We start from the raw sequence: 15590 nt of genomic DNA, 5'->3' as shown, positions 1-15590 counted from the left end.
GCTGCGTGTTGCCCGGCTTTCAATACCCGGCGTCTACAAGCCGTGTGAAGGCGATGCCCGAAGGCTCAAGCACAAGCCTGCCCAACAGGGGCTCGCCTCTCCAGCCGAGGTCGGCCAGATTGAAGCTCGTCGCGCCGTAGTTGAACGCGAAGACATGATTGCCATGCCGTCGCAGTCGGACGCCGTCAGGCAATTCCCGGATGGAAAGGCCGGCCTCGCCGGACAGCTTTTTCATGATGCCCGGAAGCAGGTCCGCATCCGGCCAGCCGCCAAGATAATGGACATTGCCTTGCTTCATCAGGGCCGGCACACCGTCCTCGGCGCTCAGAACCGTTTCGGTCCCGGCATCAAGTTCAAGGAATTCCCGCCAGAACTGAAACGCGCCGCCACCGCTCACTTGCACCGGTGTATCAGCTCTCAAGGTTTCAATGCGTGCAACGCGTACCCCGAGTATGTCGTCCGGCAAAGCCGGCGGGAGTTTGCCGGGAATGGCGAAGTCGGCGGTCTTGGAGCCTGAACGCGGGCCGATCAGCACATGCCCGTCATGGGACCTGATCGCATCGGGCAGGCCAGGTGCCCAGGTGAAAAGGCCGGGGATCAGCACAAGCCGGTATCCGTCGAAACTCTGCGTACCGGCGGGAACGAAGTCCACAGACAGGCCCAGCCGCCGAAGCGTCCGGTAAAAATCAAACACCAGCCGGAAATAGTCGAACTCACGGCCCTGAGGCTGGATCTCCCAGGCCCAGGCGGAAGCGTAGTCGAACACGATGGCCACATCCCCGCATCCTGCCGCGTCGTCAAGCTCGCCGTCCAGATCGGCAAGTTCCTCCGCCACCTTCGCCGCCTCGAAAAACCCCTCGGCCTCAATGGAATCCGGCCGCAGCAAGCCGGCATGCATCTGCTCCTGCGCAAACGGCGCCTGCCGCCAGCGGAAATAGCTGACGGTTTCAGCTCCGTGGGCGAAGGCCTCCCAGCTCCACAGCCGCACCATGCCGTCGCGCGGTGCGGGGTTGTGCGGCGCCCAGTTCACCGGACCGGGCTGCTGCTCCATCACCCACCAGCGGCCCTTCGAGGTGGCGCGGTAGAGGTCGTGGTGAAAGGCCTGGAAGTCCGGGTCGCCGGCCCGGGCAAATTTCTGTTTCCAGTCGTCGTTCTGGTCCGACCGATCTTCCAGGAACCCGAGCGGATAGGAATCCCAGCTCGAGATGTCGAGGTCCGCGCCGACAGCGAAATGATCGAAAGCCAGCGTCCGTCCCATGAAATTGTGGATCACGTCGCGGCCCGGCGAATGTACCCGGATGATGTCGGCCTGCGCCTTGTTGAAGCGTACCACCATGTCAGAGGCGTAGCGGCGGAAATCCATCACATGTGCCGGATTGGCTTCGGTCACCGTCAGGTTCGGCAGCTCAATCTCGCTAAAGTCGGAAATCTCCATCGACCAGAACACATTGCCCCAGGCCCGGTTGAGAGCCTCCGGCGACTGGTATTTCCGCTGCAGCCAGCTTTGAAAACCAGCACGCGCAGCAGGTGAATAGGAAAGCGTGGTGTCGTGGCAATCATACTCGTTGTCGGTCTGCCAGGCGGTGACGCCGGGGTGATCGCCAAGGGCTTTTGCCAGCGCCAGCGTGATCCGCTTGCATTCTTCCAGGTAGCCTTCATGGGAAAAATCATAGTGCCTGCGCGAGCCGAATTTGCGGACGGATCCGTCCGCGCCGACCGGCAACATGTCCGGCATCTCGTCCACCAGCCATTTCGGCGGTGTGGCTGTCGGCGTGCCCAGCACAACTTTCAAACCCGCGGCATGCAGGGTGTCGATGGCGCGGCTGAGCCAGTCGAACTCGTAAGCACCGCGCCTGGGTTCAAGCCGCGACCAGGCGAATTCGCCGATGCGGACATGGGTGAGGCCCAGCTTCGCCATGCGCGCGGCATCTTCCGCCCATTGAGATTCGGGCCAATGTTCAGGGTAGTAGCAGACACCGAGCGTACGGTTCATCTTGGCAGGCTCCGGGGCGGATCAGAGGATATAGTCAGGCTCGAACCGGCCCTTGACCGGATGGTCGAGCAGGAAGGTCGAACCGGCTTCGGGATCGGCTGCCAGCGCTTCGTCCGACAGGCCTTCACGCGCTGAAGTCACCAGCAACCGGTCGGCCGCTTCGCCGACAAATGCCGGGCAGGTGGTCTGACCGGCCGGCACCTTGAGCGAGACGAACCGTTTGCCGCCGGGGGAATAGCCGTCAACGCACCCTGCGCTCCAGCGGGCGTTCCATATATTGCCATCCTGATCGCAGATCGCGCCGTCGAGGCCGCCGGCATCGCCGCGATGGTCGTAAAACACCTCCGGCGTGCCTGTCGGCAAGGCGGTTGCCGGGTCTATCGTCACCCGCATCAACCGGGCAGTCACCGTGTCGGTGTAGTAGGCGATTGCCCCGTCAGGTGAAAAACAGATCGCGTTGGGAATGGTGATGTCGGGGAAAAGCGTGGTCACCTTGCCGCGCGCCACGTGGTAGATCGCACCGGCATCTTTTTCGGCGTTCCTGCCCATGGTGCCGACCCACAATGCGCCGCTTTTGTGCACTCGCCCGTCATTGGAACGGGTCACGGCATTGTCCGCTTCTATCGGAGTGACAAGTTCCATTTCGCCCGTCGCCCTGTGGCGCAGATGCAGGCCCGTCTCTGTCGCAATCACCTGCCGGTCATCATCGACCCGGGCCAGAACGCTGCCCATCACCGGCAGGTCGTGAACCGTGATGTCGTTGGTGGCGAGCACGTATTCGAACAGTTTCCGCCCGATGATATCAAACCACCATGCCGTGCCGGTATGCGGGTCATAGGTCGGGCCTTCCCCAAGCATGCAGGCGGGGCCGTTCAGTTTCTGTCCTGAAAATGCAATCTCTTCCGCGCTCACGGCCTGTCCTTCTCAAGTGCATCATAAGCGGCGATCGCGGCCACGCCGCGGCGGGCGACTTCGGCGGCTTCCATGCCTTCCTTGTAAAGGCTTGAACCGAGCCCGAAGGTGCGAACGCCGACCTTGGCATAGGCGGCGAAATCCTCGTTCGATACGCCGCCGACCGCTCCGACCGGCACGTCCTTGGGGAGGATTGCGCGAATGGCGTTGATGCCTGACGGGCCGAGAACACTGGCCGGAAAGAACTTGAGCGCCGAGGCACCCGCGGCACAGGCTGCCAGCGCTTCGGTCGGCGTAAACACGCCGGGCATCGTGACCATGCCGTGCGAGGCGGCCTGGGCAATAACCTCCCTGTCGACATTGGGGCTGACCATCAGCCGTCCGCCGACACTGTTGAGCCGGTCGACGTCTTCGACCGACAACACCGTGCCCGCGCCGATCAGCACTTGTTGCGGGGCGCGTTTGACCGCGATTTCGATGGAGCGGAACGGGTCGGGTGAATTGAGCGGAATCTCGATGGCCGAAAATCCCGCATCGATGAGGCGGTCGATGATGTCGGCGGTTTCGTCGGGTTTGATGCCGCGCAGGATCGCCACCAGGCTGCGCTTCATGGCCGGAAATCTGATCCGTATCATCGCTGTTGAACATCCCCGTTGGTGTTGGAAAAACGCTGCCAGGATTCCAGCAGCCCACGGCGGACAGCCACATTCGCGTCAATGTTGCGAACCTTCACACCGCATTCCGCCAGCGCGGAGTGGTAGAGGCGCTGCAAGGCCCCGCTCGCCACCAGGCCGACCTGCTCGTCACCTCGCACACCGGCACCGGCAAATTCAGCGCCGATCAGCAGGCCCGACAACCGGGCGCGGTTTTCATCCGCCTGGTGACCGTAAAGCAATTGACCTGCCCGGATCGAAAAAAGATGATGCGTGGTCTTTGCCGGTTGAGTCCAGCCATCGCGGACCCCGGTGAGAAATGCCGGGTCATTGGCGCTGACACTGCCTTCCCCGCCGGTCGAATGCATCAGGATCGTCTTGCCGCTGATGACGGAAAACAATTCGCCCGTCATGAAGGTTTCAAACCCGGTGACGATGGGCCCGTTCATGCTGACCCATTTGGAATGGGTTCCCGGCATGCAGTAACGCTCGCCACCCGGCAGTTCCAGGTGCGCGCCGAGCAGCTGTGTTTCCTCGCCGCGCATCACGTCGGGTTCGCCTTCGGAGCGCACCGCCAGCCCGGGAATGATGATGATCTGCCGTGCCGTATCGGGCACGATGGTCGCCGTTGTGCCGATGGTCGTGACGTCGGCCGGCGTGTCGATGTAGCCCGCCTCGACCCAGCCCTGCCGGGATCCGGCCATGCCACAGATGACAACAGGCAGATGCTCTGCTGCGGCCAGCGTGCCGAGATGGCTTTCGAGCACCCTCTCGAAACCGCGGCCGGCAACCTCGCTCATGCCCTCGTCGCTGCGATGCTCGGCCAGCACTGTGCCATCGGCGGACATCAGCCAGAGACGGAAACTGGATGTCCCCCAGTCGACGGCAACGAGGGAGGGTGTTGTACTCACATCATTCCTCCATCGGCGATGAGAACCTGCGCGGTGATCATCGCAGAAGCGCTTGACGCCAGGAACAGGCAGGGGCCAACCATGTCTTCGGGTTCGATCGGGCGCTTGACGCACTGGCGCTCGATCATCGCGGCAAGGCCTTCCTCCGTCACCCAGAGCTGCTTTTGCCGTTCCGTCATCACCCAGCCAGGCGCGATCGCGTTGACCCGGATGCCGTCCGGACCCAACCGCCCGGCAAGTCCCTTGGTGAGGCCCACGATCCCGGCCTTGGCGGCGGTGTAGGCCGGCATCGATCCGATGTTGAGCATGTAGGATGTCGAGGTGAAATTGATGATCGTGCCGCCGCCCGCCGCGATCATGCCCGGCGCAACCGCCTGGGCGGTAAACGCCACCGGCCGTAGATTGATCGCCTGGTTGGCGTCCCAGTATTCTCCGCTCATCTCGAGAAGCTCGTGCCGGTCATCCAGTGCGGCATTGTTGACCAGCACCCTGGCCGGACCATGCGCTGCTTCGGCTTGTGCAACGGCCTGCTTGATGGCGTCGAGATCGCTGAGGTCGGCGTGGATGAACAGCGGTGCATGCCGGCTGCCGCTCGCAAGACGGTCGGCCAGCTCCCGGCTTGGCGCTTCCGCGATATCGATAAACGCGACCCTGGCGCCCTGCGCAACAAAGCCTTCAGTCAGCGCCGCCCCGATACCGCTGCCGCCGCCGGTGATGAGAACCTGCGTGTCCTTCAGGTCTGGAAATGTCGCTGTCTGCTCGGTCATGATTGGCTCTCCACAGTGATTCTGTGCCCTTCGAGTACGGTCATGGAAGCCGGAACCGCATTGGGCAAGCGGATACCGTGGTTCATCAGGAACGCGCCGGACAATTCCATCGTTCCGCCTTCGGCCAGCGCATTGACGATACGGCGGTTGGCAAGGTGGCTGACGTCTTCCGGATTGATCAGCCGGAGCTGGTATATCGCGTCCGGATCAAGCCCTGCCGCCCGCAACGGCCGCCGGTAGATTTGCGCCGATGCACCCGCCTGTCCGGCAAACAGGATAAAGCGGTCGGCGGCTGCATCCACCGTCATCTCGGCAAACACCTCGGCATCTTCGCTTTCCAGCCGGTGCAACGCACCTGAAAACAGGAAATCCCGGTTCTGCTTCCACCAGGTGGTGACCCGGCGCAGAGTGTCGGCTTCCTCCGCTGTCAGCTCGCGCGGATCCATTTCGAAGCCCATATGCCGCTGCGCCGCCACCCAGGCTCTGAACGGCATCGACAGCACCCGGCCCGAAGTATGGCAATGGCGCGGCCCGACATGCGACCCCTGCACCTCCGGTGCGATCCACCGGCTGGCCTCGTGCTGCATCCTCAGCCGCTCCAGGGCGTCGTTGGAATCCGACAACCAGACCCGGCTCGCCAGTTCCAGCACGCCGAAATCGATGCGTCCGCCGCCCGAGGAACAGCTTTCGAAATCCACATCCGGATGGGCTGCCACGAGATCAGCGAACAATGTCATGAAGCCGCGAGCCTGATCCGGGCCGCCGCCGGTCAGCGGCCGGTTGTGATCCCATTTGACATAGTCGATGTCATGCGCCGACAGGATCGCATCGATCTGGTTGAAGAGGTGCGCGCGCACCTTCTCGTTGGCCATGTCGAGAACATGCTGGTTGCGGCCGCTTGGCTGGTCTTCCGGCCCGAGCATGTATTCGGGATTGGCCCGGAACAGGTCGCTGTCCCGGTTGACCATCTCCGGCTCGAACCACAATCCGAACCGCATACCCTCGGTATGGACATGATCGATCAACGGTTGCAGGCCGTCGGGGAATTTTGCCCGGTCGATCTCCCAGTCGCCAAGGCTGGACGTGTCGTCGTTGCGGCCGCGGAACCAGCCATCATCGAGCACGAAACGCTCGGCGCCGAGACCTGCGGCCAGCGAGGCGATTGTCTTGAGCTCTCCAAGGTCGTGACGGAAATAGACGGCCTCCCAGCAATTGTAATGCACCGGACGCGCCTCGCGTCTGCGCCGCGCGTTAACCGGCGCCTGGATGGCACGGAGGTGATCATGGAAGGCGTGCGAAGCGCCGTTGAAGCCCTGATCGGACCAGCAAAGCAGAAGCGTGGGCGACGTGATTTCGCCCCGCGCCAGGCCATCGTCAAGCACGCTCATCTGCACCTGTCGCCGTCCGTCGGGCAGTTCCTCGGCCAGCATCCGGTGGCCGCCGCTCCATGCCAGTGTGGCGGCAAGACATGCGCCCGTGTGTTCCCCTGTTGCGGGTGTCGCCAGCGTCACGCCGGGGAAATGCGCGTGTCCGGTCCGCCCCTCCCGGCTTTCCCGGCCGTACGTGCCGGTCTGGAACTGGGTTTCCTGACGCCGGAATTCACCACACCAGCGGCCCGAATGATCGATGATGCGGTTCATCTCTGCCGGTACAGGAACCGCCGGGGCTGCGAGCCAGCTGCAGCTCCAGTCTTGGGGTATGGTCACCGTCTGCGACAGCTGCAGGATGCCGGTGCGGGGATCGAGCCTGGCGGAGATCACCAGTCGGACGCCGTCCGGGTTGCCCCGGTCGAGCAACGTGAAGCGGACACCGGAGATGCCGCCATTTTCGGCTTCGATCCGCTCAAGTTTCGGATTGGCGAGATAATCCCGTCCATCGGCCGTCTGCAGGATCATGCCGGGATGTCCCTGCCAGCCGGTGATGGCCAGCGGACAGAGTGTCAGCGGCAGGAAAGGATCGATCTGTCCTGCCCCGACATTGGGTATGGTGGCGATTGCCAGCGCGGCGATGTCTTCCGACTGCGGCAGCGGCTGGCCGAAATGGACCAGGCAAGGCACGCCGCTGTTGAAGCTGGCGAAAACGGCCGTGCGGCCGCCTCCGTCAAGCCGGACCACATCGCTGACGGCAAAATCTGGCGTGGCTGCGCGTGTCATTTTATCCCTTTGTCGCACCGAGCGTCAGGCCGGCAATGAAATGCTTCTGCATCAGGAAGAACATCAGAACCGGCGGCATCGCGGCGATGATCGATCCGGCTGAAACCAGTTGCCACTGTGCAATCCATTGCCCGTTGAGCGAATAGAGCCCTGCTGTCACCGGCTGGGTTTCGGCGCTGGTGGTCAGCACCGTGGCCCAGAAATAGTCGTTCCAGATGAAGGTGAAGACCAGCACCGAAAGCGCCGCGATCGCCGGCCGCATCAAGGGCAGCACGATGTACCAGAAGATGCGGAATTCCGAGACGCCTTCAACGCGGGCGGATTCGATCAGCTCGAACGGAAGCCCCTTGATGAAATTGCGCATGAACAGGGTGCAGAAACCCGACTGGAAGGCGATGTGGAACAGCGCCAGGCCGGTGATGGTGTTGTAGAGCCCGGTCGAGACAGTCAGGTCGCGCACCGGCACCATCAGGATCTGGAACGGTACGAAATTGCCGGCCACGAACAGGAAGAAGATCACCAGGTTCATGCGGAACCGGTAGACCGCCAGCGCAAATCCGGACAGGCATGAAATCGCGACCGCGCCGATGACGGTCGGGATTGTCACCTTGAACGAGTTGAAAATGTACTTGGCGATTGGCGAGTTGGTGAATACGTCGGCATAGTTCGAAAAGGCGAGATAGCTCGGCAATCCGAAGTAGTTGCCCGCGGCAAGGTCACTCGATGGTTTGAGCGAAGTCATCGCGACACCCAGCAGCGGCAACAGCCACAGGATCAGCGCAATCGGCAACGCCACCTTGTAGAGAAGCTGGGTCGCGGGCGCGGTATGTTCGATCGGTCTCGGAAACATCACAGGCCCCTTTCGTCGCGGACCATCTTCCAGATGAACCCGGAGATGAACACCATCATGATGGCGAACAGGACAACCGCGATGGCGGCGCCGTAGCCCATGCGATATCCGTACTCGGACAGCGCCTGCTCATACATGTAGAACGACAGCACGCGGCTCGAGCCGTATGGCCCGCCATCGGTCATGATCGAGACCAGGTCGAATGACCTCAGTGCGCCAATGACGGTCACGACGACGGCGATGAAGGTTGCCGGCCTGAGCTGCGGCAGGATGATGTGCCAGAGCATCTTCCAGCCCTTTGCACCGTCGAGCCGTGCGGCCTCGATCTGGTCCGGCGCGACATTGTTGAGGCCGGTCAGGTACAGGATCATGCAATAGGCGATCTGCGGCCAGAGGCCGGCTGCAATGATGCCGTAGGTGACGTAGCGGTCGTCGGCCAGCACGGCGAGGCCGGTGCCGGTGAGCCATTCGATCAGATTGTAGAACAGGCCGAAATTGGGCGCGTAGAACCAGGAGAAGATCAATCCGACAACGACCTGGCTGATGACGAAGGGAAAGAAGAACAGGGATTTGTAGATCCGGATGCCGGTGACGGTCTGGTTGAGAAACAGCGCCACGAACAGCCCCGCCGGAACCGCCAGCATGTAGAGAACCAGCCAGATGATGTTGTTGTAAAGCGAGGTGTAGAAGGCTTCGTCATCGAACAGTTCGGCATAGTTCGCAAGCCCGAGCCAGGTCTTTTCGCCGAGGCCGTCCCAATCATAAAAACTCAGCCACATCGAAGCGATGATCGGGTAGATGACATAGAGCGCGAACATCGCGATGCCGGGGGCCAGGAAGATCCATGGCGCCATTGCGCGCTGGTTCCGTTTCCAGATCCCGGGTCTGTGTTCTCGTGTTCCGGCGATGGCTGTGGTCGCTGAACCCGTCATGGCTGCCCTCCCGAGTGCGCCTCCGGCGGCGAGGAGATCTGTCTGCTCGCGCGCGGTTGTCAGGTCGTCTGCAAATGGCCGGGCGGCGGTGAGGCCACCCGGCCATGAAGCTTACTTGTAGATACGCTGGCGGGCTTTTTCGAGCCGCGCGAGGATCTTGTCGACATTCTGCGGCTTGACCATGAATTCCTGGAAGCCTTCCATACCGACCTTCGCCATTTCAGCCGGAGCGTCGCGGTCGAAGAACTGTGCGATGCCGCCGTCAGCCGTGGAGAGCATCTCGAAACCGGCCTGCAGGAACGGGTCGTCGCCGACCTTCGACTGGTTGTTGATCGGCAGCTGGCCAAGCGCTTCGTTCAGCTTGGTCTGGACATCGGCAGTGGCGATGAAAGCCAGGAACTTCTTGGCGTCATCGACGTTCTTCGCACCGGCCGGAATGTGGATGGTGTCGGTCGGTGCTTCTTCGCCGCGCGGAAGGCCCGGTGTGATTTCAGGGAACTGCATGAAACCAAGCGTCTCATTGGTCATGCCGCCGTCCTTGAACACGGCCACGGCAAAGTTGCCCATGACATAGTTCGCGGCCTTGCCCTGTACCAGCAGCGACGCTGCATCCTGCCAGTCGAGAGCCGCATGATTGGCCGTCAGGTAACCGGGTTCGACCAGCTTGGCCCATTCGGCGAAGGTGTTCTTCACCTTCTCGTCGGTCCAGGCCACCTTGCCGGCGGTGAGATCCATATGGAAATCGTAGCCATTGGTGCGTAGGTTCATATAGTCGAAGATGCCTGCTCCGGGCCACAATGCCTTGGTTCCGGTGGTCACGCAGTCGATCCCGGCTTCCTTGAACTTGGCGCAATTGTCGATGAACTCGGCCCAGGTGGTCGGCACTTCGACGCCGGCCTTCTTGTAGGCGTCCTTGTTGTAGTAGATGCCCCACTGGTAATAGGTGTAGGGCACGCCCCACTGCTTGCCGTCGATGGTCATCGAGCCCTTGGCCGAGGCCAGGGTTTCGCCCAGGTTGTTGTCGGTCCAGACGTCGGAAACATCCATGAACTGACCGGAATTGACGAAGGGCGCCATGCGGTTGCCGGCATACCAGTTGGCCAGGTCCGGGGAATCCGCCGACAGGAAGTTGCGGATCGCCGTTTTGTAACCCTCGTGGTCGAAATTCTGCAGAACCACATCGATGTCAGGATTGGCGGCTTCGAATTCCGCGATCACAGCCTCGAAGGCTGCCAGCGGAGCCGGATCGAAATCCGCGTAATACTTCAGGGTGCGCTGCTCGGCCATCGCCTGCGTTGCCACCAGGGCAATGGCGGCAGTGCCAAAGAGCGCGGATTTGAGTGAAATCGTCATGCAGAAAACCTCCCATGTGTTGACCAGGCTGTCGACCCTTTGGTGTTGGCGGTGCCTCGGCGGCCCTACCACCTGCCGGGCGGGCAATCCTCCAAGACCACCCCGACAGCGTCAATTGTGGTTCCGATATTTGGAACTCAATTTGACTATTTAGAATTATCAATCTATGGTGTAGGGAATGTCAAGGTCGAAAAGCATCCGCTCGGGCGGAGGCGTTGCCGACCGGATGGAAGAGGATGGTCTGGAGGAGGACCAACTACTTGATGTCAGGACTGTTTCCGGTCGGTGCGTGCCACCATGCCGGGAATGGCAGGGGAGGGATGGTGAGCAACCGGACAGAAAACACTGCATCGCAGCAGGGTGAAATCGAGGCAACGGATACCGGGCCGGCGCGGAGCCGTGTTGACACCGGAACCCTTGGCAAGGCCATTTCCGTACTCGATATCGTCGCTTCCGCTGACGAGCCGATGCGGTTTACCGACATTCTTGCGGTCTCAGATCAGCCGCGCGGCACCTTGCATCGCCAGCTATCCAATCTGGTGGAAGAAGGATTGCTGTCGCTTGGCCGCGACCATTCCTATTCGGTCGGCATCCGGCTCTTGAAATTTGCCGCCAAGGCCTGGGCCGGCAACCAGTTTCGTGTCATCGCCGAGCCACATCTGCGCAACCTGCACGACCTCACCGGCGAAACCGTCCATCTCGGCGTGCTTCGCGGCAACGAGGTGATCTATCTCGACAAGGTCGAAAGCCGTCAGGCGGTGCGCATGTATTCCCAGATCGGCAACGCTTCGCCGGTCTATTGCACGGGCGTCGGCAAGGCCGGTTTGTCGGCGTTGCCAGACGCCGAGCTCAGGGCCGTTGTCGCCAGCATCAAATTCCGCCGTTTCACCGACAGCACGCTCGATACGCCGGAGGCGCTGTTGCGTGAGATCGAGGAAATACGTGCAAGCGGCAATGCCTATGACCGGGAGGAGCATGAACCCGGTATCCGCTGTGTCGCGGCACCGATCTATTCGGCAGACCGGAGTTTTGTCGGTGGGCTGTCCGTGACCGGTCCAGCGTACCGGATCTCTTCGGAACTGCTCGAAAGCTGGGCGGTGCTGGTGCGCAATACGGCCGGCGCGATCATGGATGATATGGGCGCGCGGCTGGGTCCGCGCACCTGATTTTTTAGCGGCGCCCGCACGGGCGCCGGGGTTGTGAGAGGGAGTGTCATGGCAGGTCTTGAACTGCATCAAGTGAAGAAATCTTTTGGCAGCGTCGACGTCATCCACGGTGTCGACCTGACCATCGAGGACGGCGAGTTCACCGTTTTCGTCGGCCCTTCCGGCTGCGGCAAGTCAACCCTGCTCAGGCTGGTCGCCGGACTGGAAGCCACGACAAGCGGCAATCTGTCGATCGGCGGCAAGGATGTTACCAATGTCGAGCCGGCCGATCGCGGTGTTGCCATGGTGTTCCAGTCCTATGCGCTCTACCCGCACATGACGGTCGAGGAAAACATGGGCTTCGGCCTGAAGATGACCGGTCATCCGGTCAGTGAGATCAAGGAGCGCGTCAACCGCGCCGCTTCAATTCTCCATCTCGAACCGCTGCTCCAGCGCAAGCCGAAAGCCCTGTCCGGCGGCCAGCGCCAGCGCGTTGCCATCGGCCGGGCCATCGTACGGCAACCGGAAGTCTTCCTGTTTGATGAGCCGTTGTCCAATCTGGATGCCGAACTCCGGGTGCAGATGCGGCTCGAGATCGCCAAGCTGCACAAGGAGCTTGGCGCGACCATGATCTATGTGACCCACGATCAGGTTGAAGCGATGACGCTTGCCGACAAGATCGTGGTGCTGCGGGCCGGTGTCATCGAGCAGGTCGGTTCCCCGCTGGCGCTCTATGATGATCCGGACAATGCCTTTGTTGCCGGTTTCATCGGTTCGCCGAGGATGAACTTCCTGCCTGCCTCCGTTGTCAGCTCCAGCGGCGAAACACTGGTGGTGCGCTTGGATGACGTGGACGGCATCGAGGTGCCGATGACCATTCGTGGCCCGCACCCCGAACCCGGCGCGCAGCTGCAACTCGGTATCAGGCCGGAACATTTCGATGCTTCAGGCAGCGTACAGGTGTCCATGCCGATCGATGTAATCGAGCATCTCGGCGGCTCGTCCTTCGCCTATTCGAGATCCGACATGGAATTGCCGCTCACCATCGAGATCCGCGAAAATCGCGATGTGCGTGAAGGCGAAGTGCTCAAGACCGGCTTCAACCCGGAACGGGCCTTTCTCTTCGATGCCCGGACTGGCGCGCGCCTGCGCTGATACCTGCAGACATGCATGACAAAGGCCCGGACACGAGATGCGTCCGGGCCTTTTTGTTGTCGGGCTGCCTGGCCTCAGACGGTGGGCAGTTGGTAGTCCTTGAGCCGCTCACGCAACACGGTTTTCTGGATCTTGCCCGTTGCGGTGTGCGGGATTTCATCAATGAACATCACATCGTCCGGCATCCACCATTTGGCGATCTTGCCTTCCAGGAAATCCAGGATGGACTGCTTGCTCGGCGAGCGTCCCTCCTTGACCACGATGACCAGCAGGGGGCGTTCGTCCCATTTCGGGTGCGCGACACCGATCACTGCAGCTTCGGCCACGTCGGGATGTCCGACTGCCAGGTTCTCGATATCGATCGAGGAAATCCATTCCCCGCCCGACTTGATCACGTCCTTGGCACGGTCGGTGATCTGCATGTAGCCGTGCGGATCGACATGGGCGACATCGCCCGTATCGAACCAGCCTTCGGCATCGAACTGCTCGGCGCCACGGCCCTTGTAATAGGACGACGAGACCGCCGGGCCGCGAACCTTGAGCCGGCCGAAGGTCTTGCCGTCCCAGGGCAGTTCCTTGTTTTCGTCGTCGGTGATCTTCATTTCCACCGTAAACGGCGGGTGACCCTGCTTGGCCTGCAGGTCGAGTTTTTCCTCGCCGGTAAGGTGGCTGTATTCCGGCTTGATTGAACACAGGGTTCCAAGCGGGCTCATCTCGGTCATGCCCCAGGCATGAATGACTTCGACGCCGTAGTCATCCTGGAACGCCTTTGTGATGGCGCGCGGGCAGGCCGATCCGCCGATCACCACGCGTGAAAGATCCGGCAGGTCGCCGCCGTGCTTTTCCATGTGCTGGAGCAGCATCAGCCAGACGGTCGGCACCGCAGCCGTGATCGTCACTTTCTCCTGCGTCAGGATTTCGTAGATCGATGCCCCGTCCATGCCCGCGCCGGGCATGATCATCGAGCAGCCGCACATCGGACCGGAGAAAGCCGTCGACCATCCATTGGCATGAAACAGCGGAACCACCGGCATCAACCGGTCGCGTGACGAAAGGTTGAGCATGTCGGGCTGAAGCGCTGCCATGGCGTGAAGGACATTGGAGCGGTGCGAATACACAACGCCCTTGGGGTCGCCGGTGGTGCCCGAAGTGTAGCACATTCCGGCTGCGGTCCGTTCGTCGAATTCCGCCCAGGCAAAGTCCCCGTCGGCTTCCGCCAGGTAGCTTTCATAGGAAACCGCGTTCTTGAGCGATGTTTCCGGCATATGCGCATCATCGGTCAGGATGACGATGCGTTCCAGGCTTGGAACCTTGGGTGCGATCATCTCGACCAGTTTGACGAAGGTAAGATCGACGAACAGCATCTTGTCTTCGGCGTCATTCATGATCCAGGCGATCTGGTCGGGAAACAGCCGTGGATTGAGGGTGTGGTAAACCGCGCCGATCCCGAGAATTCCGTACCAGGTTTCCAGGTGCCGCCAGGTGTTCCAGGCCATCGTCGCGATTCGATCGCCGATGCGGCAACCGTCACGCTCCAGGCGCTGCGCGAGCTTGAGTGAACGGGCGCGGACCTCTGCGTAGTTTGTTCTGTGAAAAGGTCCTTCGATTGACCGTGACACGATTTCTCTCTGGCCATGATAAATCGCCGCATGATCGATGACCTTGTGGCAGAGAAGCGGCCATTCCTGCATCATTCCAAGCATATGATCCCCTTTGGATTTCTTCCTCTTCCAGCTCGGAACAGTAGCGCTTCGGGGGGAGGGGAGACAATATTAAATTATTGCCAAATTGATGTTTTGCATCTCTTGAAAATTAGTATAACCTTAAATACAAAGAAGCTAAGATACTGGTATTGAAGCCTGACTGTTTGGCAGCAAGCTGCTTCGTCGAAGGTTTGTTTGTACTGGACTATGGATTGGAATGGTGAGTTGAAGCTCAGCGATTTACTGGCAGGACATGGATACGGAAGAGTTGAATTTGGGTACTCTAAGGTAGGCTGCGTTGCCGCGATGGTGCGTTTATGATCGCGCAGGGTCAGCAAAAACTAGGCGTTATCAATAATTTTCAGCAGCTTCAGAACTGTGAGACACAGTTTGATATTCTCAGGTTGCTGCGTGAGATCTCCACCGGTTTCGGATACCAGTACTTTTTTGTCGTCAGGGGACCGGCGGCGGACGCCAAGTCCTTCTCGGATGCGATCATCATCACCTCCGCCCCCTCTGAAATGGTACAGGCGCATGAAGCCAGGGAGCCGGTTGCAAGCAATCCCCTGGCCACCATCTTGCGCCAGACCGGTGCGCCGATCGAATATCAGCTTGATAAATCAGCCTCGCCGGTGCCCGCCGATTTCCGGTCTTTCGCCGAGGGCGTATCAACCGCTTACAAGCTGGATTGCTCGTTCATTGTTCCGGTTTTCCATCCCGATCATGGACCGGCGGCCGTGCTCTTTGTCGGCAAGCGCGCGCCCTTGAGCGTTGGGGAGACCGCCGAGCTGGTTCTTTATGGACACCTGATCCACGAGAAATTGCACCAGGTTTCAGCCAAGCCGGTAAAGCCCGATTCCCCGCTCACCGAGCGTGAACGCGAATGCTTGGTCTGGACCTCAGTGGGCAAGACCTCGATCGAAATCGCCCAGATCCTTGGGCTGTCAGAACACACGGTCAACCACTACCTCAACAACGCGGCCCGCAAGTTTGATGCGGTCAACCGAACGCAGGCTGTTGCTCATGGCTTGCGTTTTGGCTTTATCGACTGAGCTTGCCGGCA

13 protein-coding genes are annotated in these 15590 nt (G+C 60.9%); 3 read left to right on the top strand and 10 right to left on the bottom strand.

Translation table 11 applies throughout. The features are described from left to right. Window positions 1-19 precede the first annotated feature (19 nt). The 9 genes from WNY80_RS17900 to WNY80_RS17860 all read right to left on the bottom strand — a co-directional run bounded on the left by WNY80_RS17900 (window position 20) and on the right by WNY80_RS17860 (window position 10524). Window positions 20-1993 carry a beta-galactosidase gene (locus tag WNY80_RS17900; protein WP_342888776.1) on the bottom strand — a complete coding sequence of 658 codons (1974 nt, stop codon included), beginning with the start codon at window positions 1991-1993 and terminating at the stop codon, window positions 20-22. A 21-nt stretch (window positions 1994-2014) separates the two neighbouring features. Next, window positions 2015-2851 carry an SMP-30/gluconolactonase/LRE family protein gene (locus WNY80_RS17895; RefSeq protein WP_342888856.1) on the bottom strand — a complete coding sequence of 279 codons (837 nt, stop codon included), beginning with the start codon at window positions 2849-2851 and terminating at the stop codon, window positions 2015-2017. A gap of 50 nt (window positions 2852-2901) precedes the next feature. Further along, window positions 2902-3540, bottom strand: a complete 639-nt coding sequence (locus tag WNY80_RS17890; protein ID WP_342888775.1) for a 2-dehydro-3-deoxy-6-phosphogalactonate aldolase — start codon at window positions 3538-3540, stop codon at window positions 2902-2904. Continuing rightward, on the bottom strand, window positions 3537-4469 hold the full coding sequence (locus WNY80_RS17885; protein WP_342888774.1) for a 2-dehydro-3-deoxygalactonokinase: 933 nt from the start codon (window positions 4467-4469) through the stop codon (window positions 3537-3539). Before WNY80_RS17885 ends, WNY80_RS17890 begins: the two co-directional genes overlap by 4 nt. Then, the gene (locus WNY80_RS17880) at window positions 4466-5236 is read right to left on the bottom strand and encodes an SDR family oxidoreductase (protein WP_342888773.1); all 771 of its coding nucleotides are present in this window, start codon (window positions 5234-5236) and stop codon (window positions 4466-4468) included. The genes WNY80_RS17885 and WNY80_RS17880 overlap by 4 nt, the downstream gene beginning before the upstream one ends. Next, complete coding sequence (locus WNY80_RS17875) at window positions 5233-7389, bottom strand: alpha-galactosidase (protein WP_342888772.1); 2157 nt, start codon at window positions 7387-7389, stop codon at window positions 5233-5235. Before WNY80_RS17875 ends, WNY80_RS17880 begins: the two co-directional genes overlap by 4 nt. A gap of 1 nt (window position 7390) precedes the next feature. Next, on the bottom strand, window positions 7391-8239 hold the full coding sequence (locus tag WNY80_RS17870; protein ID WP_342888771.1) for a carbohydrate ABC transporter permease: 849 nt from the start codon (window positions 8237-8239) through the stop codon (window positions 7391-7393). Further along, window positions 8239-9093 (bottom strand): sugar ABC transporter permease, encoded by an 855-nt coding sequence (locus WNY80_RS17865; RefSeq protein WP_342888770.1) that lies wholly within the window; start codon window positions 9091-9093, stop codon window positions 8239-8241. Before WNY80_RS17865 ends, WNY80_RS17870 begins: the two co-directional genes overlap by 1 nt. Window positions 9094-9282: 189 nt before the next feature. Continuing rightward, entirely contained in the window at window positions 9283-10524 is a 1242-nt protein-coding gene (locus WNY80_RS17860; RefSeq protein WP_342888769.1) for an ABC transporter substrate-binding protein, read from the bottom strand. Between the two features lie 365 nt (window positions 10525-10889). On the opposite strand from WNY80_RS17860, the gene WNY80_RS17855 reads away from it, so the two are divergent. Both WNY80_RS17855 and ugpC read left to right on the top strand, forming a co-directional pair. Then, window positions 10890-11690: an IclR family transcriptional regulator gene (locus WNY80_RS17855; protein ID WP_342888855.1), complete on the top strand. Its 801-nt coding sequence runs from the start codon at window positions 10890-10892 to the stop codon at window positions 11688-11690. Window positions 11691-11738: 48 nt separating this feature from the next. Continuing rightward, window positions 11739-12824 (top strand): sn-glycerol-3-phosphate ABC transporter ATP-binding protein UgpC, encoded by a 1086-nt coding sequence (ugpC, locus tag WNY80_RS17850; protein WP_342888768.1) that lies wholly within the window; start codon window positions 11739-11741, stop codon window positions 12822-12824. A gap of 74 nt (window positions 12825-12898) precedes the next feature. Here ugpC and WNY80_RS17845 read toward each other — a convergent pair whose 3' ends face one another. After that, the gene (locus WNY80_RS17845) at window positions 12899-14527 is read right to left on the bottom strand and encodes a long-chain-fatty-acid--CoA ligase (RefSeq protein WP_342888767.1); all 1629 of its coding nucleotides are present in this window, start codon (window positions 14525-14527) and stop codon (window positions 12899-12901) included. A gap of 317 nt (window positions 14528-14844) precedes the next feature. Between WNY80_RS17845 and WNY80_RS17840 the strand changes: the two genes are divergently transcribed. Beyond that, window positions 14845-15579 carry a helix-turn-helix transcriptional regulator gene (locus WNY80_RS17840; protein ID WP_342888766.1) on the top strand — a complete coding sequence of 245 codons (735 nt, stop codon included), beginning with the start codon at window positions 14845-14847 and terminating at the stop codon, window positions 15577-15579. The last annotated feature ends 11 nt before the right edge of the window (window positions 15580-15590 follow it).

Origin of the sequence: Hoeflea sp. AS16, from assembly GCF_038900095.1 — a bacterium.
Classification (GTDB): Bacteria; Pseudomonadota; Alphaproteobacteria; order Rhizobiales; family Rhizobiaceae; genus Hoeflea.
This window is presented reverse-complemented; position numbering and strand designations above follow the sequence as displayed.